Annotated in this window: 17 protein-coding genes; 10 read left to right on the top strand and 7 right to left on the bottom strand. The window is 74.0% G+C overall.

The window, feature by feature from the left end:
• Positions 1–67 precede the first annotated feature (67 nt).
• From pgl to tkt, 5 genes are all read right to left on the bottom strand, one after another.
• A complete protein-coding gene (gene pgl / locus FZ103_RS22100) occupies positions 68–850 on the bottom strand; it encodes a 6-phosphogluconolactonase (RefSeq protein WP_156003717.1) in 783 nt (260 codons plus the stop codon).
• A complete protein-coding gene (locus tag FZ103_RS22095) occupies positions 847–1773 on the bottom strand; it encodes a glucose-6-phosphate dehydrogenase assembly protein OpcA (protein ID WP_156003716.1) in 927 nt (308 codons plus the stop codon). Before FZ103_RS22095 ends, pgl begins: the two co-directional genes overlap by 4 nt.
• Positions 1774–1894: 121 nt before the next feature.
• Positions 1895–3424, bottom strand: coding sequence for a glucose-6-phosphate dehydrogenase (gene zwf / locus FZ103_RS22090; RefSeq protein ID WP_156003715.1), 1530 nt, complete (start codon positions 3422–3424; stop codon positions 1895–1897).
• 223 nt (positions 3425–3647) lie between these two features.
• Positions 3648–4754 carry a transaldolase gene (tal, locus tag FZ103_RS22085; protein WP_156003714.1) on the bottom strand — a complete coding sequence of 369 codons (1107 nt, stop codon included), beginning with the start codon at positions 4752–4754 and terminating at the stop codon, positions 3648–3650.
• Between the two features lie 82 nt (positions 4755–4836).
• Positions 4837–6957, bottom strand: coding sequence for a transketolase (gene tkt / locus FZ103_RS22080; protein ID WP_186356667.1), 2121 nt, complete (start codon positions 6955–6957; stop codon positions 4837–4839).
• A 633-nt stretch (positions 6958–7590) separates the two neighbouring features.
• On the opposite strand from tkt, the gene FZ103_RS22075 reads away from it, so the two are divergent.
• Together FZ103_RS22075 and FZ103_RS22070 are read left to right on the top strand one after the other, a co-directional pair.
• Positions 7591–8574, top strand: coding sequence for a heme o synthase (locus tag FZ103_RS22075; protein ID WP_156003713.1), 984 nt, complete (start codon positions 7591–7593; stop codon positions 8572–8574).
• A 169-nt stretch (positions 8575–8743) separates the two neighbouring features.
• Positions 8744–10099: a PrsW family intramembrane metalloprotease gene (locus FZ103_RS22070; protein ID WP_156003712.1), complete on the top strand. Its 1356-nt coding sequence runs from the start codon at positions 8744–8746 to the stop codon at positions 10097–10099.
• On the opposite strand, the gene FZ103_RS22065 is transcribed toward FZ103_RS22070, so the two are convergent.
• Positions 10041–11111, bottom strand: a complete 1071-nt coding sequence (locus FZ103_RS22065; protein ID WP_156003711.1) for a heme A synthase — start codon at positions 11109–11111, stop codon at positions 10041–10043. The genes FZ103_RS22070 and FZ103_RS22065 overlap by 59 nt on opposite strands.
• A gap of 148 nt (positions 11112–11259) precedes the next feature.
• Here FZ103_RS22065 and FZ103_RS22060 point away from each other — a divergent pair, with 148 nt between their 5' ends.
• Together FZ103_RS22060 and FZ103_RS22055 are read left to right on the top strand one after the other, a co-directional pair.
• Positions 11260–11625, top strand: coding sequence for a helix-turn-helix transcriptional regulator (locus FZ103_RS22060; RefSeq protein WP_156003710.1), 366 nt, complete (start codon positions 11260–11262; stop codon positions 11623–11625).
• A 27-nt stretch (positions 11626–11652) separates the two neighbouring features.
• Entirely contained in the window at positions 11653–12300 is a 648-nt protein-coding gene (locus FZ103_RS22055) for an SRPBCC family protein (protein WP_186356666.1), read from the top strand.
• A 52-nt stretch (positions 12301–12352) separates the two neighbouring features.
• Here FZ103_RS22055 and FZ103_RS22050 read toward each other — a convergent pair whose 3' ends face one another.
• Complete coding sequence (locus FZ103_RS22050) at positions 12353–14245, bottom strand: ABC transporter ATP-binding protein (RefSeq protein WP_222936823.1); 1893 nt, start codon at positions 14243–14245, stop codon at positions 12353–12355.
• 258 nt (positions 14246–14503) lie between these two features.
• On the opposite strand from FZ103_RS22050, the gene FZ103_RS22045 reads away from it, so the two are divergent.
• From FZ103_RS22045 to FZ103_RS22020, 6 genes are all read left to right on the top strand, one after another.
• Positions 14504–15004 (top strand): metallophosphoesterase, encoded by a 501-nt coding sequence (locus FZ103_RS22045; protein WP_156003708.1) that lies wholly within the window; start codon positions 14504–14506, stop codon positions 15002–15004.
• Positions 15005–15288: 284 nt separating this feature from the next.
• A complete protein-coding gene (locus tag FZ103_RS22040) occupies positions 15289–15756 on the top strand; it encodes a VOC family protein (RefSeq protein WP_156003894.1) in 468 nt (155 codons plus the stop codon).
• 371 nt (positions 15757–16127) lie between these two features.
• Positions 16128–17432, top strand: a complete 1305-nt coding sequence (locus tag FZ103_RS22035; protein WP_255430187.1) for a sodium:proton antiporter — start codon at positions 16128–16130, stop codon at positions 17430–17432.
• 160 nt (positions 17433–17592) lie between these two features.
• Positions 17593–17997 (top strand): hypothetical protein, encoded by a 405-nt coding sequence (locus FZ103_RS22030; protein ID WP_186356665.1) that lies wholly within the window; start codon positions 17593–17595, stop codon positions 17995–17997.
• Positions 17998–18121: 124 nt separating this feature from the next.
• Positions 18122–18958, top strand: coding sequence for an enoyl-CoA hydratase/isomerase family protein (locus tag FZ103_RS22025; protein ID WP_156003707.1), 837 nt, complete (start codon positions 18122–18124; stop codon positions 18956–18958).
• Between the two features lie 54 nt (positions 18959–19012).
• Positions 19013–20260: an amidase gene (locus tag FZ103_RS22020; RefSeq protein ID WP_156003706.1), complete on the top strand. Its 1248-nt coding sequence runs from the start codon at positions 19013–19015 to the stop codon at positions 20258–20260.
• Positions 20261–20447 lie beyond the last annotated feature (187 nt).

The following is a 20447-nucleotide window of genomic DNA, read 5'->3' as shown; positions in this document are numbered from 1 at the left end:
CCCGCCCTCGCCCGAGGGGCGGGCGCCGGCGGTGTGACGGGCGGGTCCGGCCGGGACCGGCCGTCCCCTACAGCTGGCCGGGGGCGGCGAACTCCTGGGGAAGCCGCGCCGCCGCGTCCCGGTCCAGCAGGAACAGGGTGCGCGCCCGCCCGTAGGCGCCCGCGGCCGGAACCTGGGTGGGGCCCGCGCCGCTGAGGGCCAGGCGGACGGCGTCGGCCTTGCCCTCGCCCGAGGCGATGACCCACACCTCGCGGGCCGAGCGGATGGCCGGGAAGGTCAGCGAGATCCGCGTCGGCGGCGGCTTGGGCGCCCCGTGCACCGCCACCACCGACCGCTCGTCCTCATACAGCGCGGGCTGCTCGGGAAACAGTGAGGCGACGTGGGAGTCGGGGCCGATGCCCAGCAGGCACACGTCGAAGGACGGCACCGGTCCGTGGTCCTCGGGCCGGGCGGCGCGGGCCAGCTCGGCGGCGTAGCGCTCCGCGCCGCGTTCGGGATCATCGCCGTCGGGGCCGTCGGAGGCGGGCATCGGGTGCACCCGCTCGGGGTCCGGGGACACGTGGTCGAGCAGGGCCGAGCGCGCCTGGGTTTCGTTGCGCTCGGAGTCGCCCTCGGGCAGGAAGCGCTCGTCGCCCCACCACACGTCCAGCCGGCGCCAGTCCACGGCGTCGCGGGCCGGCGCCCGCGCGAGCTCCGCCAGCACGGCGATGCCGATGCCGCCGCCGGTGAGCACGATCGAGGCGCGCCCCTGCGCCGACTGCGCATCCACCAGGCGGGTCGCGATCCGCGCCGCCGTGGCCTTGGCCAGGGCCGAGGAGTCGCGGTGGACGACGGCCGTGGGAGCGCTCATACCGGTTCCTCCGATCGGTCGGCCAGCGCGGCCATGTGCTTGGCCGTGCGTTCGTAGATCTCGTCGGCGTCCAGTCGGCGCAGCTCCTCGGCCAGCGAGTCCGGGGCCCGGCGCCGCGACAGCGCCACCGTCTGCACGGGCTGGTCGAACCGCGACAGCGTGGCCACCCGCCCGTCCTGGCGCTGCAGGGTGATGTCGCCCTGCTCGGTGATCAGCCGCGCGCCGGTGATGCCCGGACCGTCGGAGGTGTGTCGCTCCACCCGCACCTGCAGCTGGTCCGACAGCCAGGCGGCCAGCAGGTCGGCGCTGGGGTAGTCGGGCTCGCCGGTGACCTCGGCGGCCTCGACCCAGCCCGAGGGCTGGTCCATGGTGCTGGCCAGCAGCGACCGCCAGGGTGTCAGCCGGGTCCAGGTCAGGTCGGTGTCGCCGGGCTCGTAGTTGCGGATGCGGCCGAGCAGGTCGGCCACCGGGTCGGGGGCGCGCAGCGCGTCGGTGATTCGGCGGTGGGCCAGCCGCCCGACCGGGTCGGCGGCGGGGTGCTGGGGCCCCACACCGGGCCACCAGGCGACGACGGGAGTGTCGGGGACCAGCAGCGGCGTCACCACGGCCCCCGGGTGGTCACCCAGCGGGCCGTAGAGCCGCAGCAGAACGGCCTCGCCCGGCCCGGAGGTGCCGGGCCGGCGGATCTCGGCGTCGATGGAGGGCTCGGCGCCCGGGTCGCGGCGGATCAGCGCCAGGATGCGCGAGGGGTGCTCGCGGCCCGCCTCGGTGGCGGCGCGCACGGCGTCGTAGTGGTCGGCCTCGTCGGTCACCACGATCAGCGTCAGCACCATGTTGAGCGCGCCGCCGCCGATGCTGTGCCGCTCGGCCGTCAGCGCCTCGGTGATCTCCGAGGTGGTCGTGCGCGGAAGGTACAGCGTCATCGGTGTGGCCTCCCCAAAGGCGTGGAAGGGTGCGGCCGGCGGGGCGCGAGGGCGCCGCCGGCGGGTCCGCGGGGCGCCGGCAGCGGGCGGCCGCCGCCTGCCGCCCGGCGCGCGGCGGCGGTCACGGCCGCCTCCACTGGCGGCCGTCGCGGGACAGCAGGTCGTGGCCGGAGGCGGGCCCCCAGGTGCCGGCCTCGTACTGCTCGGGCCGGCCGGCCTTGGCCCAGAACTCCTCCACCGGGTCCAGGATCCGCCAGGAGAGCTCCACCTCCTCCTGGCGCGGGAACAGCGGCGGGTCGCCGATCAGCACGTCGAGGATGAGGCGCTCGTAGGCCTCGGGGCTGGCCTCGGTGAAGGACTGGCCGTAGGCGAAGTCCATGGTGACGTCGCGGACCTCCATCGACGCGCCGGGCACCTTCGACCCGAACCGCACGGTCACGCCCTCGTCGGGCTGGATGCGCAGCACGAGCGCGTTCTGGCCGAGGTCCTCGACGTCGACGGAGCTGAACACCTGGTGGGGGGCCCGCTGGAACACCAGCGCCACCTCGGTCACCCGCCTGCCCAGCCGCTTGCCCGTGCGCAGGTAGAACGGCACGCCCGCCCAGCGGCGGCTGCTCACGCCCAGCTTCATCGCCGCATACGTCTCGGTGGCGGAGTCGTCGGGGATGCCCTCCTCCTGCAGGTAGCCGGGCACGTACTCGCCGCCCTGCCAGCCCTCGGCGTACTGGCCGCGCGCGGTGCCCGCGGCCAGGTCGTCGGGCAGCTCCACCGCCGAGAGCACCTTCTCCTTCTCGGCGCGGATCGCGTCGGCGCTGAATGTGACCGGCTCCTCCATGGCCACCAGCGCCAGCAGCTGCAGCAGGTGGTTCTGGATGACGTCGCGGGCCGCCCCGATGCCGTCGTAGTAGCCGGCGCGGCCGCCCACGCCGATGTCCTCGGCCATGGTGATCTGCACGTGATCGACGTAGTTGCGGTTCCACAGCGGCTCGAAGAGGGTGTTGGCGAACCGCAGCGCCATGATGTTCTGGACGGTCTCCTTGCCCAGGTAGTGGTCGATGCGGAAGACCGAGTGCGGCGGGAACACGTCGTCGACCACCGCGTTGAGCTCCCGCGCGCTCTGCAGGTCGTGGCCGAAGGGCTTCTCGATGACCACGCGCCGCCAGGCCGCACCCTCCGACTCGGCCAGGTTGGAGCGCTTGAGCTGCTTGACCACGGTCGGGAACAGTTTGGGCGGCAGCGACAGGTAGAAGGCGTAGTTGCCGCCGGTGCCGCGGTCGGCGTCGAGCTCGCGCACGGTGCGCGCGAGCTCGTCGAACGCGGCGTCGTCGTGCAGTTCGCCCGCCACGAACCGCAGCCCCTCGCTCAGCTGCTTCCACACGTCCTCGCGGAAGGGGGTGCGCGCGTTCTCGCGCACCGCCTGCTGCGCCTCGGCCGCGAAGTCCTGGTGCTCCCACTCGCGGCGGGCGAAGCCCACCAGCCCGAAGCCGGGGGGCAGCATGCCGCGGTTGGCCAGGTCGTAGATCGCGGGAAGCAGCTTCTTGCGGGCGAGGTCGCCAGTGACCCCGAACAGCACCAGCACGCTCGGCCCGGCGATGCGTGGCAGGCGGCGGTCCAGTTCACTGCGCAGCGGGTTCGGGATCGCTCCCGGCATCACCGGTTCTTTCACGTCGGCTCCCGTGTCGTCGATGGTGGCTGTGCTCCGCGCCGGCGGACCGCCCGAGGCGACCGCGGGGCCGGTCGCGCGGCGCCGGGCACCGCGCCGCCCCGGCCAGGCCGCGGGCCCCGGCGGGGAGCGCCCGCACGAGCCCGCCGGCGGCGCCGGACGCGCCGCCCGGCCGGTGCGGGCGCTTGCCCGGCGCCGTGCCCGAGGGGTCTCAGCCGTGGATGTCGAGCTGCTCGGAGACCCGGGCGAGCAGGCCCTCCCAGGACTTGGCGAACTTGTCGACGCCCTCGTCCTCCAGGGTGGCGGTGACGTCGTCGTAGTCGATGCCCAGGGCCTTGATCGCCGCCATGTCCGCGCGCGCCTTGTCGTAGTCGCCGCGCACGGTGTCGCCGGTGATCTCGGCGTGGTCGGCGACCGCCTCCAGCGTGGCCTCGGGCATGGTGTTGACCGTGCCCGGCGCCACCAGCTGGGTGACGTAGCGGGTGTCGTCGTAGGAGGGGTCCTTGACACCCGTCGACGCCCACAGCGGGCGCTGCGGGGTCGCGCCGGCGGCGGCCAGGGCCTTCCACCGCTCGGTCGAGAACGCCTCCTCGTAGGCCTCGTAGGCCAGGCGCGCGTTGGCGATGGCCGCGCGGCCCCGCAGCTCGGCGGCCTCGTCGTTACCGATCTTCTCCAGCCGCTTGTCGACCTCGGCGTCGACCCGGCTGACGAAGAAGGAGGCGACCGACTGGATGCGGGAGATGTCGCGGCCGTTCTCGCGGGCCTGCTCCAGGCCGGCCATGAACGCGTCCATGACCCCGCGGTAGCGGTCCAGCGAGAAGATCAGCGTGACGTTGACGTTGACGCCCTCGGCCAGCGCACGCGTGATCGCCGGCAGCCCTTCGGCCGTGGCGGGGATCTTGATGAACACGTTGGGCCGGTCGACCAGCCACCACAGGGCGCGCGCCTCGGCCACGGTGCGCTCGGTGTCGCGAGCCAGGCGCGGGTCGACCTCCAGCGAGACCCGGCCGTCGATCCGGCCGGTGGACTCATACGTCGGACGCAGGATGTCCGCCGCCCAGCGGATGTCGTAGCCGGTGATCGCGCGGACGGCCTCGTCCACCGACACCTTCCGGCGGGCGAGGTCGCGCAGCTGGTCGTCGTAGGCGTCGGACTCCTTGAGCGCCTTGTCGAAGATGGTGGGGTTGGAGGTGACACCCACCAGGCTGCGGTCGGTGATGAGCTGCTGCAGATTGCCCGAGCGCAGGCGCTCCCGGCTGATGTCGTCCAGCCAGACCGCCACACCCTCGGCGGACAGTGTCTGAAGCGGGTTGGTCATGGCTTCGCTCTCCTTCCCGGACGCGGTGCCGGGCTCTTCTGTTTCTCGGTTCCCCATATCCGGGAATTCCCGTAGGGCCGGATCAATTCCCGGTGGTGGAACCCTGCTCGCCGCCGAGCTTGGCGATGCTCGCGTGCACCGCTGCCACTACCCGCTCAGAGGTCAGGCCGAACTGCTCGTAAAGGGTGGTGTAGGGCGCCGATGCGCCGAAGTGCTCCAGGCTCACCGCCTCGCCCGCGGGGCCGATGAACTCGTGCCAGCCCAGCGCGACGCCGGCCTCGACCGAGACGCGCGCCTGCACCGAGTGGGGCAGCACGCTGTTGCGGTAGGCGGCGTCCTGGCGGCGGAACCACTCGACGCTGGGCATCGAGACCACGCGCGTGGGCGTGCCCGCGGCCTCCAGGCGCTCGCGCGCCTCCAGGGCGATGGGGACCTCGCTGCCGGTGGCGATGATCAGCGCCTCGGGGCTGCCGGTGCCGGCCTCGGCCAGCACGTAGCCGCCCTTGGCCGCGTTCTCCGCGGGGGCGAGCCGGTCGCGGTCCAGGGTCGGCACGTTCTGCCGGGTCAGCGCCAGCGCGGTGGGGCGCTCGCGGTTGGCGAGGATGGTCCGCCAGGCGACCGCGGTCTCGTTGGCGTCGGCCGGGCGCACCACGTCCAGGCCGGGGATGGCCCGCAGCGCCCACAGGTGCTCCACCGGCTGGTGGGTGGGGCCGTCCTCGCCCAGCCCGATGGAGTCGTGGGTCCACACGTAGGTCACCGGCAGGCCCATCAGCGCCGCCAGCCGCACCGCCGGGCGCATGTAGTCGCTGAAGACCAGGAACGTGCCGCCGTAGGGGCGGGTGGGCCCGTGCAGCGCGATGCCGTTGAGGATCGCCCCCATGCCGTGCTCGCGGATGCCGAAGTGCAGCACCCGGCCGAACCGGTTGCCGGAGAACGCCTTGGTGGAGTACTCCTCCGGGATGAAGGACGGCTCGCCCTTGGGCGTGGTGTTGTTGGAGCCGGCCAGGTCGGCCGAGCCGCCCCACAGCTCGGGCAGCACCGGCGCGACGGCGCTCAGCACCTCGCCGCTGGCCTTGCGGGTGGCCATGCCCTTCTCGTCGGCCTCGAACACCGGCAGGGCGTTCTCCCAGTCCTGGGGCAGCCGGCCCGACTGCAGCCGGTCGAACAGCTCGGCGCGCTCGCCGGCGGAGCCGCGCCAGGAGGCGAAGGTGGCCTCCCACTCGGTGCGCGCGGCGCGGCCGCGCTCCACCGCGCCGCGGGCGTGGTCGAGCACGTCCTCGGCGACGTGGAAGGTCAGCGCGGGGTCGAGGCCCAATTCGCGCTTTGTGGCGGCCACCTCCTCGGCGCCCATGGCCGCGCCGTGGATGGCGCCGGTGTTCTGCTTGTTGGGCGAGGGCCAGCCGATGACGGTGCGCAGCCGGATGAAGGAGGGGCGCTCGGTCTCGGCCTGGGCGGCCAGCACCGCCCGGTACAGCACCTCCACGTCCTCGTGGTAGCCGCCGCCGGCCGTCCAGTCGACCTCCTGGACGTGCCAGCCGTAGGCGGTGTAGCGGGCGGCGACGTCCTCGGAGAAGGCGATCTGGGTGTCGTCCTCGATGGAGATGTGGTTGTCGTCGTAGATGAGGACCAGGTTGCCCAGCTTCTGGGTGCCCGCCAGGGCGCTGGCCTCGTGGCTGACGCCCTCCTGGACGTCGCCGTCGGAGCACACGGCGTAGACGAAGTGGTCGAAGGGGCTCTCGCCGGGGGCCGACTCGGGGTCGAACAGGCCGCGCTCGCGGCGGGCGGCCATGGCCATGCCCACGGCGTTGCCGATGCCCTGGCCCAGCGGGCCGGTGGTGGTCTCCACCCCCGGAGTGTGGCCGACCTCGGGGTGGCCGGGGGTGAGGCTGTCCCACTGTCGAAGCCGCTTCAGGTCCTCCAGGGTCAGCCCGTAGCCGGCCAGGAAGAGCTGGATGTAGAGGGTGAGGCTGGAGTGGCCGCAGGAGAGGACGAAGCGGTCGCGGCCGACCCAGGAGGGTTCGGTGGGGTCGTGCCGCATGACCTTCTGGAACAGCAGGTAGGCCGCCGGCGCGAGGCTCATCGCGGTGCCGGGGTGGCCGGAGCCCGCCTCCTCGACCGCGTCCATCGCGAGGGCGCGGACCGCGTCCACTGCGCGCCGGTCCAGCTCCGACCACTCAAGGGACTTGGAGGTGTCGATGTTCACGCGGGCTCAGGGCTCCTTTCGCGCATCCAGCTGATCCCGGACACGCGCCGCCCGGGATCGTGAATGTGGGTTGTCCAAGGGTCGCGGTGGCCTGGATCCCGCGGGTGCCGGCGCACGGATGCCGTGGGAGGGGGCCGCCGGGCCGCTAGCGCCGGACGGCAGGTCCCGGATCGGGACCGGGGATGCCCGCCGGAGGTGACACGTGCGACCGTGTGCGAGCCTATCGCCCTCCGACTCGGCCGCCTATGTCCGACACGTCTCATCGCGGCGCGCCGCAGGTGGGGGCGCGGGCGGGCGCCGCGCGGCGCCCGTGCGCGGCGGCGCCGGGTGTGCGACCCTGCACCCGGGCGGCGCGGACCGGCACGGCGCCCGCGGTGGGCCGGGCGGGCCGCGCGGGCGGGCGGCGCGTCGCCGGTGCGGGACCCCGTCAAGGTGCGTCCGGGGCAAGTACTACAGTATGTCGTTGACGGGGTTGTCCCTGGACCGGTGTCGGCGCCGGTGCGCGAAGGCCCCCGCTGTGGCGAGCAGATCAGACCCCTGAGTTCCGTTGAGGTTGAGCGTGTCAGTGTCCGGAGAGCGGATGTCCCCCGAATCCACGGTGCCCGGGGCCGGGCCGACGGCGCGGCGGCACTGATGGCGCTCACGGACGGTTCCACCCACCCCGCGCCCGGCGAGGCCGCCGGCGACGCGGGCGCACGGCACCCGGATTCGCCGGGCGCGGCCCTGCTGGCACAGGTGCGCGCCTATGTCGCCCTGTCCAAGCCGCGGGTCATCGAACTGCTGCTGATCACCACGATCCCGGTGATGTTCGTGGCCGCCGCGGGAGTTCCGCCCCTGGGAACCGCGCTGGCCACCCTGGTCTTCGGCACCATGTCGGCGGCCAGCGCCAACGCGATCAACTGCTTCATCGACCGCGACATCGACCAGGAGATGCGCCGCACCCGGCGGCGGCCGGTGGCCATGGCGCGCGTGACCCCGCGGGGGGCGCTGATCTACGGGCTGGTGCTGGCCGCGGGCTCCACGGCCGGGTTCGCCCTGCTGGTCAACCCGCTTTCGGCGGCGCTGTCGGCCTTCGCGATCCTCTTCTACATCTTCGTCTACACCATGCTGCTCAAGCGGCGGACGGCGCAGAACGTGGTGTGGGGCGGCATCGCCGGCTGCATGCCGGTGCTGATCGGCTGGAGCGCGATCACCAACCGGCTGGACTGGGCGCCGTTCGTGCTCTTCCTGGTGGTGTTCTTCTGGACCCCGCCGCACACCTGGGCTCTGGCGATGCGCTACCGCGAGGACTACGCCGCCGCCAAGGTGCCGATGCTGCCGGTGGTGGCGACCGACCGGCGGGTCCTGCTGGAGTGCGTGCTCTACAGCTGGGCGACGGTGGTGACCTCCCTGCTGCTGTGGCCGGTCGCCGGCACCACGCTGTTCTACCCGGTGGTCGCGCTGGTGCTGGGGGTGCTGCTGCTGGTGCAGGCCCACCGGCTGCTGGCGCGGGTGCGCGCCGGCGTGACGGGCCCGAGGCTGTCGACGATGGGCTTCTTCCACCTGTCCAACGCCTACCTCGCGCTGCTGTTCTGCGCCGTGACCGTCGACCCGCTGCTGGCCGGCCTGCTGGGCTGAGCCCGCGCTGATCCGCGGCCCCGCGCCGCACCGTCAAGGCCGCGTTGGTGGCCGGTAGTGGCCGCCGCCGGCTCCGAACGGGGCAATCGCCGCCGAAACCGGCGATTCCGCTGCTGGCCGCCCTTCCGCGATTCCTGCGCGCTCCCGCCAACCACTACGATCTGAGGCCATGCCCGCACTAGACGCCAAAGCCATTCTGGAGGGGCGCAAGCCCGGCCGCCGCTCCGTCGGACTCACCATCGGCATCGTCATCAGCGTGATCTGCATGCTGGCCATGTTCGCCTACCTGCTGTGGTCGGGCCTGGCCGGCGGCGGGGTGGCCGGTGCCGTGGGGTTCGTCATCAGCCTGTTCGCCGCGATCATCCCCGTGGCGATCCTCATCCCCCTCATCCTGATGCTCGACCGGCTCGAACCCGAGCCGGGGATGGTGCTCCTCTTCGCGTTCCTGTGGGGCGCGGGCGTGGCCGTGGTGGTCTCCTTCATCCTCAACACGGCGGGCATGGCCTTCGTTACCGTCCCGGCCTTCGGCCAGTCGATGGGCGACTTCGTCTCCACCGCCGTGGGCGCGCCCGTGGTCGAGGAGAGCGCCAAGGGCGCCGTGCTGCTGATCATGCTGTGGCGGCGGCGCTACGAGCTGGACTCGCTGACCGACGGCGTCATCTACGCGGCGATGGTCGCCACCGGATTCGCCTTCACCGAGAACATCCTCTACTTCCTCAGCTCCTACCTCAGCGAAGGCGCCTTCGGACTGGGCTTCACCTTCGTGCTGCGCGGGCTCATCTCCCCCTTCGGGCACCCGCTCTACACCGCGATGATCGGCATCGGCGTCGCCTACGCCGCCATCAACCGCGGCGGCGGGCGGATGGTCGCCCCCGTCCTGGGCTGGATCGGCGCCGTGGTGCTGCACGGGCTGTGGAACGCCTCCACCGCGTTCGGCTGGGCGGGGTTCGGCGTGGCATACCTGGTGCTGTTCTTCGTCCTGATCTCGATCATCGTGCTGGCCGTGCAGGACCGCCGCCGCCAGGTGGCCGCGATCGCGCACTTCCTGCCGCCCTATGTCTCCACCGGCCTGGTCACCCCGGCCGACGTGCGAATGCTCAGCTCCATCCCGGGGCGGCGCGGGGCGCGCAGCTGGGCGCAGCGCAACGCGGGCCAGCGCGGGCGCAAAGCCATGAAGGACTACCAGCTGGCCGCCACCGAGCTGGCGCTGCTGCACCAGCGCCTGGCCCGCGGCGTCGCCCGGCCCGCCTGGGAGGAGCGCCGCGACAGCTTCCTCGCGCTGATGCACGCGGCCCGCACCGCCTTCCTCGGCCACGTGCAGCAGCCCGCCGCGCCGGCGTGGGCGCCCGCCGCGACCGACTCCGGGTTCCTGCAGCGGGCCGACTTCGCGCACGTCATCGCCCAGGCCCAGCAGCAGCGCGCGGCCCAGCAGCCGCCGGCGCCGGGCGCTCCCGGCGCCCCGCCGCCTAATCCCGGGCAGCCGCCGTACCCGCCGCAGCAGCCGGGGCCGGGTCAGGGCTGGTGAGCGCCACCCGCTCGGCGGTGGCGAAGTACACGCGCAGGATCGCGGCCCACACCAGCCCCGACCCCAGCACGTGCAGCACGACCAGCCATTCGGGCAGGCCCAGCAGGTACTGGGTGTAGCCCACGGCGCCCTGGGCGAGCACGGCCGCCAGCAGCAGCCAGGCGGCCGTGCGCAGGGGCGCGGGCGTGCGGCGCCGGGCGGCGGCCGCCGCGGTCACCACCGCTCCCGCCAGCACCGCCCAGGCCAGTGCGGAGTGGATGCGCGCCACCGCGACCATGTCGAAGTCCCAGCGCTGCGCCTGGGCATCGCCGCCGTGCGGACCGGTGCCGGTGACCACGGTGCCGGCCACCAGCAGCGCGAACCCCAGCGGCACCATGGCGGTGGCCAGCACGCGCAGCGGGCGGCCCACGGTGGGGCGCAGGCGCCCGCGGGGTTCGCGGCAGCGCACGTAGTAGGCCATCGTCAGGACCACGACCAGCATCGACAGCAGGAAGTGGGCGGCCACCGAGGCCGGGTGCAGGTCGCTCCAGACGGTGATGCCGCCGACGACGGCTTGGCCCAGCACGCCGAGGGGAATGAGCGTGGCATAGACGAGCAGGTCGCGGCGGCGCGGCCGCAGACGCAGGGTGGCGACGAAGACGATGACGCCCACGGCGAGCACCAGGAAGGTCAGCGTGCGGTTGCCGAACTCGATGGCGGCGTTGATCGCGGAGTGCCCGGTGTCGACGGGCACGAAGCTCTCCTCGGTGCAGCGGGGCCACTCCGAGCAGCCCAGGCCCGAGGAGGTCACCCGCACCGTCGCACCGGTCACGGCGATGCCGACGTTGACCACGATGTTGCCCAGGCCCCACCAGCGCAGCGCGGCGGTGGTGGGCCGCCACACGCTGCGGGCCAGCAGGGCCAGCACGGCGATTCCGATTGCGGCCAGCGCGATCTGCCAGGCCCACAGAGGAAGGTTCAGCAGCTGGATGTCGTCGGCCGCATAGGGGGCCGGAGCTGGGAGACCACGCATACGACAGACTGTAGTACCTCGCACGAGGGGGCCGGAACGGCACCGGCCGGCGCGGTCCGCGGGCGCGCCTGGGCGGAGGTCCGCGGGAGATCCGCGACACGGAAGTTTAAATGCTTGCTTATATAAGCCGCAGGTGTACATTGGGGAGATGAACGCGTTCGACGTGCTCGGCGACCCTGTGCGCCGCCGGATCCTCGAACTCCTCGCGGAAGGCGAGTCGACCTCCGGAGCGGTGAGCGCGGTCATCAGGGAGGAGTTCGGGATCAGCCAGCCCGCCGTCTCCCAGCACCTCAAGGTGCTGCGCGAGAGCGGGTTCGCCACGGTGCGCCCCGAGGGGACGCGGCGCCTGTACGCGGTCAACCCCGGACCCCTGCGCGACATCGACGAATGGCTCGACCGGTTCCGGCTCTTCTGGGCGCCCCGCTTCGACGCCCTGGCCACCGAGCTGGCCCGGGGACGGCGCGAGCGCCGCATCCGCGAGGGCGGCGGCGCCGACGCCGGCGAGCCCGAGTGAGACCCGCCCGATCCCGAGGAGACCACCGTGACAGACGTCGACCACCAGATCAGCGCCGTACGCCGCCGCGTGGGCACGCGGATGCTGGACGCCGGCGAGGCCCGCGTGATGACGATCAGCCAGACCTACGACGCCCCCGTCCACGACGTGTGGGACGCCGTCACCAACCCCGAGCGCCTCCCGCGCTGGTTCGCCCCCGTATCCGGCGATCTGCGCGAAGGCGGCCACTACCGGATCGAGGGCAACGCCAGCGGCACCATCACCACCTGCGATCCGCCCTCGGCCTTCACCGCCACCTGGGAGTACGGCGACGACGTCAGCTGGATCGAGGTGAGCGTCGCCGCCGAGCCCGCCGGGACCCGGCTGGAGCTGGTGCACATCGCCCACGTCGACGACGACTTCTGGGACCGGTTCGGGCCGGGCGCCGTGGGTGTCGGCTACGACCTGGCGTTCATGGGGCTGTCCGCCCACCTGGGCACCGGATCGGGCATCGGTCCCGCCGAGGCCGAGGAGTGGTCGGTCACCGACGAGGGCCGGCGCTTCATCGCGGCGAGCAGCGACCGCTGGCGCCGGGCCAGCGTCGACTCCGGGACCGAGGAGGAGGCCGCCCGCAGGGCGGCCGAGCGCACGACCGCCTTCTACACCGGCGCCGAGGAGCCCGAAGGACAGGGCTGACGAACGCCGGGGCCGGTCGGCGCGCGCGGCCGCGCGCCCGCCTCCCGCGCCCTCACCGGACCGGTTCGATCGGGGCGGGGGAGTCCTCGCCGGAGGCGGCGAACTGGGTGCGGTACAGCACCTCGTAGCGCCCGCCCGCGGCCAGCAGCTCCTCGTGGGTGCCGCGCTCGGCGATCCGGCCGCCCTCGACCACCAGGATCAGGTCGGCGGCGCGCACCGTGGACAGGCGGTGGGCGATGACCACCGCGGTGCGGCCCTCCAGCGCCTCGGCCAGCGCCTCCTGCACCGCCGCCTCGGAGGTGGAGTCCAGGTGCGCGGTCGCCTCGTCCAGGATCACCACGCGGGGCCGGGCCAGCAGCAGCCGGGCGATGGTCAGCCGCTGGCGCTCGCCGCCGGAGAAGCGGTAGCCCCGTTCGCCCACGACGGTGTCCAGCCCCTCGGGCAAGGACGCCACCAGCTCCTCCAGCCGGGCCCGGCGCAGCGCGTCCCACAGCTGGGCGTCGTCGGCATCGGGCCGGGCCAGCAGCAGGTTGGCGCGCACCGTGTCGTGGAAGAGGTGCCCGTCTTGGGTCACCACACCCAGCGTCCGGCGCAGCGACTCGGCCGACAGGTCGCGCACGTCGACCCCGCCCAGGCGGACCGCGCCGTCGTCGGCGTCGTAAAGGCGCGGCAGCAGCGAGGCGATGGTGGACTTGCCCGCGCCCGAGGAGCCCACCAGCGCCACCGTCTGGCCCGGCTCGGCGCGGAAGGACACCTCGTGCAGGACCGTTTCGCCGGCCCGGGTGTCCAGTGCGGAGATCTCCTCCAGCGAGGCCAGCGACACCTTCTCGGCGCTGGGATAGGCGAAGGAGACCCCGTCGAACTCCACCGAGACCGGGCCATCGGGCACCGCTACGGCGCCGGGCCGCTCCTTGATCATGGGCTCCAGGTCGAGCACCTCGAAGACCCGCTCGAAGCTCACCAGCGCGCTCATGACCTCCACCCGGGCGCCGGCCAGCTCGGTCAGCGGGGCGTAGAGCCGGGTCAGCAGCATCGCCAGCGCCACCACGGCGCCGGCCTCCAGGGTCCCGCTCAGCGCCAGGAAGCCGCCGATCCCGTAGACGAAGGCCAGCGCCAGTGCCGAGACCAGCGTCAGCGCGGTCATGAACGTGGTCTGCAGCATGGCGGTGCGCACCCCGATGTCGCGCACCCGCTGCGCCCGGATGCGGAACTCCGCCGACTCCTGCTCGGGGCGGCCGAAGAGCTTGACCAGCACGGCGCCGCCCGCGGAGAACCGCTCGGTCATGCGGGTGCCCATGGCCGCATTGTGGTCCGCGGCCTCGCGCTCCAGCCGCGCCAGCCGGCCGCCCATCCGCCGGGCCGGTATCACGAACATCGGCAGCAGCAGCAGGGAGACCAGCGTGATCTGCCAGGACAGGGCGAGCATTGCCGCCAGCGTCAGCACCAGTGTCACCAGGTTGCCCACGACACCCGAGAGGGTGTCGGAGAACGCCCGCTGCGCGCCGATGACGTCGTTGTTGAGCCTGCTGACCAGCGCGCCGGTGCGGGTGCGGGTGAAGAAGGCGACCGGCAGCCGCTGCACGTGGTCGTAGACGGCCGAACGCAGGTCCAGGATCAGCCCCTCGCCGATCCGGGCGGAGAACCACCGCGTGAGCAGGCCGAGCCCGGCCTCGGCCAGGGCGATCGCCGCGATCAGCGCGGCGAGGCGCAGGATGTCGCCCAGGGGCGCGGCGGCGACGATCGCGTCGACGATGCGCCCGGCCAGCAGCGGTGTCGCCACCGCCAGCGCGGCCGTGGTGCTGCTGAGAACGACGAAGGCCGCCAGTCCGCGCCGGTGGGGGCGCGCGAAGCGGCCGATGCGCCGCAGCGTGGCCGCGGAGAACGGCCGGCGGTCGTCCGGCGCGTGCACGGCGTGGTACATCGAGGTCCACGCGCTGATCTCCATGCTCAATGTGGATCACCCTGTCGGCTCGGCGGAGTCCGGGAGCGGCGGCGGCCGCGGCATCGCCGCCGTATCCCACGGCAGGGCCGACACTAGAACCTCAAGCTAACTTGAAGTCAATGGGCGGGCGCCCCGGTGCGGGGCGCCGCAGACGGGCCGGAGGTTGCGGACGGCCACCGCCGGAGCGCCCTCCGCCATGTCCGCCGGTCCGCGGGCGGGGCGGGCCGCTCCCGGGGTGCCCCCCTGGCTAGGCTGAACGGGATGCGGCTGCTGATCGTCTCCGACACCCACATCCCGCGGCGGGCGCGGGAGCTGCCCGCGCAGGTCCGCGACGAGGCCGAGCGCGCCGACGTGGTGGTGCACGCCGGCGACTGGGTCGACCTGGCCTCGCTGGAGGACCTGCGGGCGCGTGCGCGCCGGCTCGTGGGGGTCTACGGCAACAACGACGGCCCCGAACTGCGCGAGCGGCTGCCCGAGGTCGCCCGGGTGACGCTGGAGGGCGTGTGCCTGGCCGTCGTGCACGAGACCGGCCAGGCCAAAGGGCGCGAGAAGCGGTGCGCCGAGCGGTTCGGCGACGCCGACGCGCTGGTGTTCGGCCACTCCCACATCCCCTGGGACTCCACCGCGCCCAACGGGTTGCGGCTGCTCAACCCCGGATCGCCCACCGACCGCCGCCGCCAGCCCCACCACACCTACATGACCGCGACCGCCGCCGACGGCCGGCTGAGCGACGTGCGCCTGCACCGCATCGGCGTCGACTGAGGCGGGCTGCGCCCCGCCGGCGGAATCCCACCGGAGACCGGGGAACGGCCGCGGCGACCGGGGCATCACCGCCTCAGGGCGGCCGTCCGCCCGCGCGGCCGGTGCTCCACCGCCACGGCACGCCGCGGAAATCCGCGCGGAAATCCGCGCCCGCGGCGATGAGTCCGCGGGTCGGCGCCGGTCTACCCTCTGGGCATCGCGGCGCTGACGGCGGTGCCCCCACCGAGGCGGCGGATCCGCCCCGCGGACCCGCACGGGCGAAGGAGCACGACGTGCAGAAGATCATGACCCATCTGTGGTTCGACAACCAGGCCGAAGAGGCCGCCAAGTTCTACACCTCCATCTTCGACGGCTCGCGGATCGTGGAGATCGTCGACTTCGGCCAGACGGCACCCGACTCCGACGTCACGGTCAAGACCGTGACCTTCGAACTGGCCGGCCAGCGCTACATCGCGCTCGACGCCGGTCCCGCGTTCACCTTCAACGAGGCCGTCTCGCTCTACATCGACTGCGCCGACCAGGCGGAGGTGGACTACTACTGGTCGCGGCTGCTGGAGGGCGGCGGCGAGGAGGTCCAGTGCGGCTGGCTCAAGGACCGCTACGGCCTGTCCTGGCAGGTGGTGCCGCGCCGGCTAACCGAGCTGACCAGCGACCCCGATCCCGAGCGCGCCCAGCGGGCCATGCAGGCGATGTTCGGTATGCGCAAGATCGACATCGCCGCGGTGGAGGCCGCCGCCGACGGCGCGGCGTAGCCTCTCACATCCACCGCGGCTCCGGGCGGGCCGCGGCGAGGTGGTCGGCTGCGGCCGACTCAGGGACCGCCTGTCCTGGCAGGTGGTGCCGCGCCGGCTGACCGAGCCGGCCGGCGGCCCCGATCCCGAGCGCGCCCAGCGGCCGTGCAGGCCGTAGCCAGAGCCGCGCGCGTGCCCGCTACGGGCCGCCGGTGCCCGCGTGCCCGCGCTCCTGCGCCGACGCCGGCGTGCGGCCCGGGCCCGCATGGCCCGGCGCCGGGCCGGGTAGGCGCCAGCGCGGAACGGGGTGCGGGCGCGCCGGACGGGCGCCGATCGCGCACCCCCGGACGCGGCCGACGACGGCGGTCTTCCGCTGCTGAGGGGTGCGGACATTGGTCGAGCTGGTGCTGGCTTTCGCGGTGGTGCTGTTCGCCGCGGTGCTGATCTCGGGAATCGCGCACCGCACCGTGCTGTCCACGGCCGTGCTGTTCCTGGTCGCCGGGTTCGTGCTCGGCGAGGGAGTCCTGGCGCTGGTGCCGCTGACGGGGGGAACCCACTCGGTGCGGCTGCTGGCCGAGGGCGCGCTGTTCGCGGTCCTGTTCACCGACGGCATGCGGCTCGACGTGCGCGACCTGCGCGCGCACTGGAGGCTGCCCGCGCGCGCCCTCGGCTTGGGCATGCCCCTCACCTTCGCGCTGATCGCGCTGGTGGCCCGCTACCTGGTCGGGCTGGACTGGCCGGAGGCGCTGCTGATCGCGGCGGTGCTCTCGCCGACCGACCCGGTCTTCGCCGCTGCGCTGCTGTCGCGGGAACGGGTGCCCTACCGGGTCCGCCACCTGCTCAACGTCGAATCGGGGCTCAACGACGGGATCACGCTGCCGATCGTCGTGGTGCTGCTGGCCCTGGCCGCGGACAAGGCGTCGCACCCGGCGGCGCTCGCGGGGGAACTGGGCCTGGGCGTACTGGTGGGCGTCGGCGTCGCCCTGGTCGGGATCGCGCTGGAGCGCCTGCCCTGGCTGACCGCGACCACGCGCTACGAGCCGCTCGGCGCCTTCGCCATCGGCCTGATCGTCCTCGCGCTGTGCCTGCTCACGCACGCCAACATGTTCCTGGCCGCCTTCACCGCCGGGGTGGCGATCGCGACGGCGAGCCCGGAGATGCGCGCGGCCTTCGACCGGTTCGGCGAGTCGATCGCCGAACTGCTCAAGCTCGCCGCCCTGCTGGCGTTCGGCGCACTGATGTCGCCGACCTTCCTCGCCGAGATCCCGCTGAGCGGGTGGATCTTCGCGTTCCTGGTGCTGCTGGTGGCGCGCCCGGTCGCGATGCTGCTGGCCCTGGCCGGGTCGGGGCTGGGCAAGCGCGAGCGGACCGCGGTCGCCTGGTTCGGCCCCAAGGGGTTCGCCTCGGTGGTCTATGGCCTGCTCGTGCTGGAGTCCGACCTCGCGCGCAGCGATGAGCTGTTCCACCTGGCGGCCCTGGCCATCGTGATCTCGATCCTGGCGCACTCCTCCACCGACATCGTGGTCGCGAGCCGGTTCCCGCGGCCTGCCCGGCAGTCCCCGCCCGAGGACGGAGGCGCGAACGAACCGCCGGGGTCGTCCGCCCCGGAGGGCCGGCCGCCGGATGCCCCCGCGGGCGGCGGCCCGGGCGCGTCTCCGGGCGGGGACATGCAAGCCGGTGACCCGCACTCCCGCTGATCGGGCGCCGGGCGCGTTTCCCGCCCAACCCCGGTGGGGCTTCCGACCACCCACCGTCCTCGTCGGCCGCGCGCAGCCACCCGATCCGCCTTGCGATGTATGGGAATGTGCGCTCACAGGCCGATGTCCGAGCGACCGGGTTCGCTCTAGCGTCGAGGCCGTGGACTTCAAACGGCTCAGGTGGCCGCTGGTGGTGGGTCTCGGCGCCCTCGCACTGGTTCGGCCGCTGCTGAACATCGTCACCAACCAGGTGGAGGGCGTGGACGTCTCCGCACCGATTCTCGCCACGGTCGCGATATCGCTCGTGTGGATCGCGGTGGTAGGCCTGTACCGCGTCGGTCAGCCGGTGCTGACCCTGGTCTGTGCGGGGCTGGTCTACGCCGTGCTGTCGATCGTGCTCAGCGGCGTCCTGTCGGCCACGCTCGGCGGCGAGCTGCAGGGGCCGCTGGCGCAGCCGGTGGCGATCGTGCCCGTGCTGCTGACCAACGCGGTCTGGGGGGCGCTCGCGGGCCTGCTCGCCCTGGGGCTCCAGCGCCTGCGTGCGGGTGGTCGCCGGGAGCGCTGAGCGCCGCAAGCCGCGCCCTGCCCGCCGGCCGGCGGGCAGGGCGGGCGACAATGCTTGCGAACCGGTGCGCGCGAGGACGGCCGCCGGGTGCCAAGCAGGCTTCGAGCCGAAGGGGAGGCAGGACATGAGCGAGGACACGGCCGCGTGCTCCGCGCCCGCCCAGCGGGCCGGCTCCGGCGGTGGGGACGGCGGGCAGGAGTTGCTGGTGGCCGAGCACGGCGGCGTGCTGAGTGTGACCTTCAACCGCCCCGCCCGCCGCAACGCCATGACCTGGGCCATGTACGACGGACTGGCCGAGGCCTGCGAACGGGCCGACGCCGACGAGAACATTCGCGTCATGCTGCTCACCGGGGCCGGGGACGCGGCCTTCGTCGCCGGCACCGACATCGGCCAATTCGCCGGGTTCACCGGAGGCGCCGACGGCGTCGCCTACGAGCGGCGCATCGGTGCCGTCATCGACCGCCTGGCGGCGGTGCGGGTGCCCACGGTCGCGGCCGTGCGCGGCTATTGCGTGGGCGGGGGGCTGGCCATCGCCGCGGCCTGCGACCTGCGCATCGCCGCGCCCTCGGCCCGGTTCGGCGTGCCCATCGCCCGAACGCTCGGCAACTGCCTGGCGATGCCCGCGTTCTCCCTGCTGGTGGACCACCTGGGCACCGCCCGGACGCTCGACCTGCTGCTGACCGCGCGGATGCTCACCGCCGAGGAGGCGGGCGCCGCCGGCTTCGTCGCCCGGATGGCGGCCGAGGACTCCCTCGACGCCGATGCCGAGGCGCTGGCCCGGACCCTCTCGGAACACGCCCCGCTCACCATGTGGGCGGCCAAGGAATCCGCGCGCCGCCTGCGCGAGGCCAACCGCCCCGACGACCGCGATCTCATCGAACGGACCTACGGCAGCGAGGACTTCCGCACCGCGGTCGCCGCCTTCGGCGAAAAGCGCCCCACGACCTGGCGGGGCCGGTAGCCGCCCCTTGTTCCGCCCCGCGGCCGCGGGGAGCCGCGGAGGAGGATCCCTCTCATGGCCGATACGCCGGCGTCACGGGACGCGGCGGCCCTCGCTCTCGCGGGAGCGGCCGCGATCGCGGAGTCGGTCGGCCGCGGCGAGGCGGGTGCCGCGGCGCTCGTCGACGCGGCCCTGGCCGCGATCCGCCGGAGGGACGGGGAGGTCAACGCCTTCTCCGCGGTCTGGGCGGACTGGGCGCGCGAGCGTGCCGCGGAGGTCGACGCCGCCGTGGCGCGCGGCGCCGTCCTGGCGCTGGCCGGCGTGCCCATCGGAGTGAAGGCGTCCGAGGGGATCGCCTCCGTCCAGGCGCGGCGGTTGATGGCGGCCGGCGCGGTGCCCGTGGGCGCGACCGCGGTGCCCGGCCCCGGTACGGACTGGAAGACGTGGGGTGCCACCGAGCGGGGGCTGACGGCCAACCCGCGGCGGCCGGGCGCCGGCCCAGGCGGGTCCTCGGCGGGCTCGGGCGCGGCCGTGGCCGCGGGCATGGTGCCGCTGGCCACCGCCAGCGACGGCGCCGGCTCCACCCGGATCCCCGCCGCCTGGTGCGGTGTCGTCGGATACAAGCCGACCACGGGCCTGCTTCCGGCCCGCGACCCCGCGGGGCTGACGGTGGGCGGCCCGATCACCCGCTCCGTCGCCGACGTCGCGCTCTACCGCCGCGCCGTGCTGGGGGAGGCGTCCGCCGGGTGCGCGTGCCCGGCGCCGGTCCGCCGCGTGGAGTGGTCGGCGTCGCTGGGCTTCAACCGCGTGGATCCCGAAGTGGCGGAGACCGCGGCCGGGGCGCTGGGGGAGTGGGCGCGGCGTGGCGGAACCGCGGTCCGCGAGGCCGGCCTCGACCTCGCGGACCCGGCCGCGCGGTGGCGGGCCAGGCGCGCCGCCCCGGGGGGCGCCGCGGGTGTCGACCCCCGCACCGAAGCGCGGCTGGCGGAGCTGTTCGCCGAATCCGACCTGCTGGCCACGCCCACCACGCCCAACCCGCCCCACGGGCCGCAGGGCCCCGGCGAGGCGATGAGCGTGGGGCTGACCTGGCTGTTCAACCTCACGGGGCATCCCGCGATCAGCCTGCCCGCCGGAGTCCTGGCCGACGGGAGCCCCGTCGGGCTCCAACTGGTCGCACCGCGCCGCGGTGACGAGACGCTGATCCGCGCCGCCGCCGACTACGAGCGGCGCGTCCTGGGACGGATCAGCCATGCCGGCGCGGCACCCTGTTCGGCTCCGCCCGGTGGCCGTCCGATCGCGGGTCCGCTGTCGGACGGTCCCTGACCGCTCGGCCGGGACGGCCGGCGGCGCGGCGGAGAGGGAGGCCGACCTGGGGGAGGCCGGCCGGGCGGCCGGACGCCGCCGGGGATCAGTCGCGACCCGCGGTCGCGGCGAAGTCTGCGCAGACGTGTGGGGAATGCGCCCGCGGTGCGCACTCCCCACACTGGCCCCCGGGCAATGGGTAGCACCC

The sequence above is a fragment of the Streptomonospora sp. PA3 genome (assembly GCF_009728995.1).
GTDB lineage: Bacteria > Actinomycetota > Actinomycetes > Streptosporangiales > Streptosporangiaceae > Streptomonospora.
This window is presented reverse-complemented; position numbering and strand designations above follow the sequence as displayed.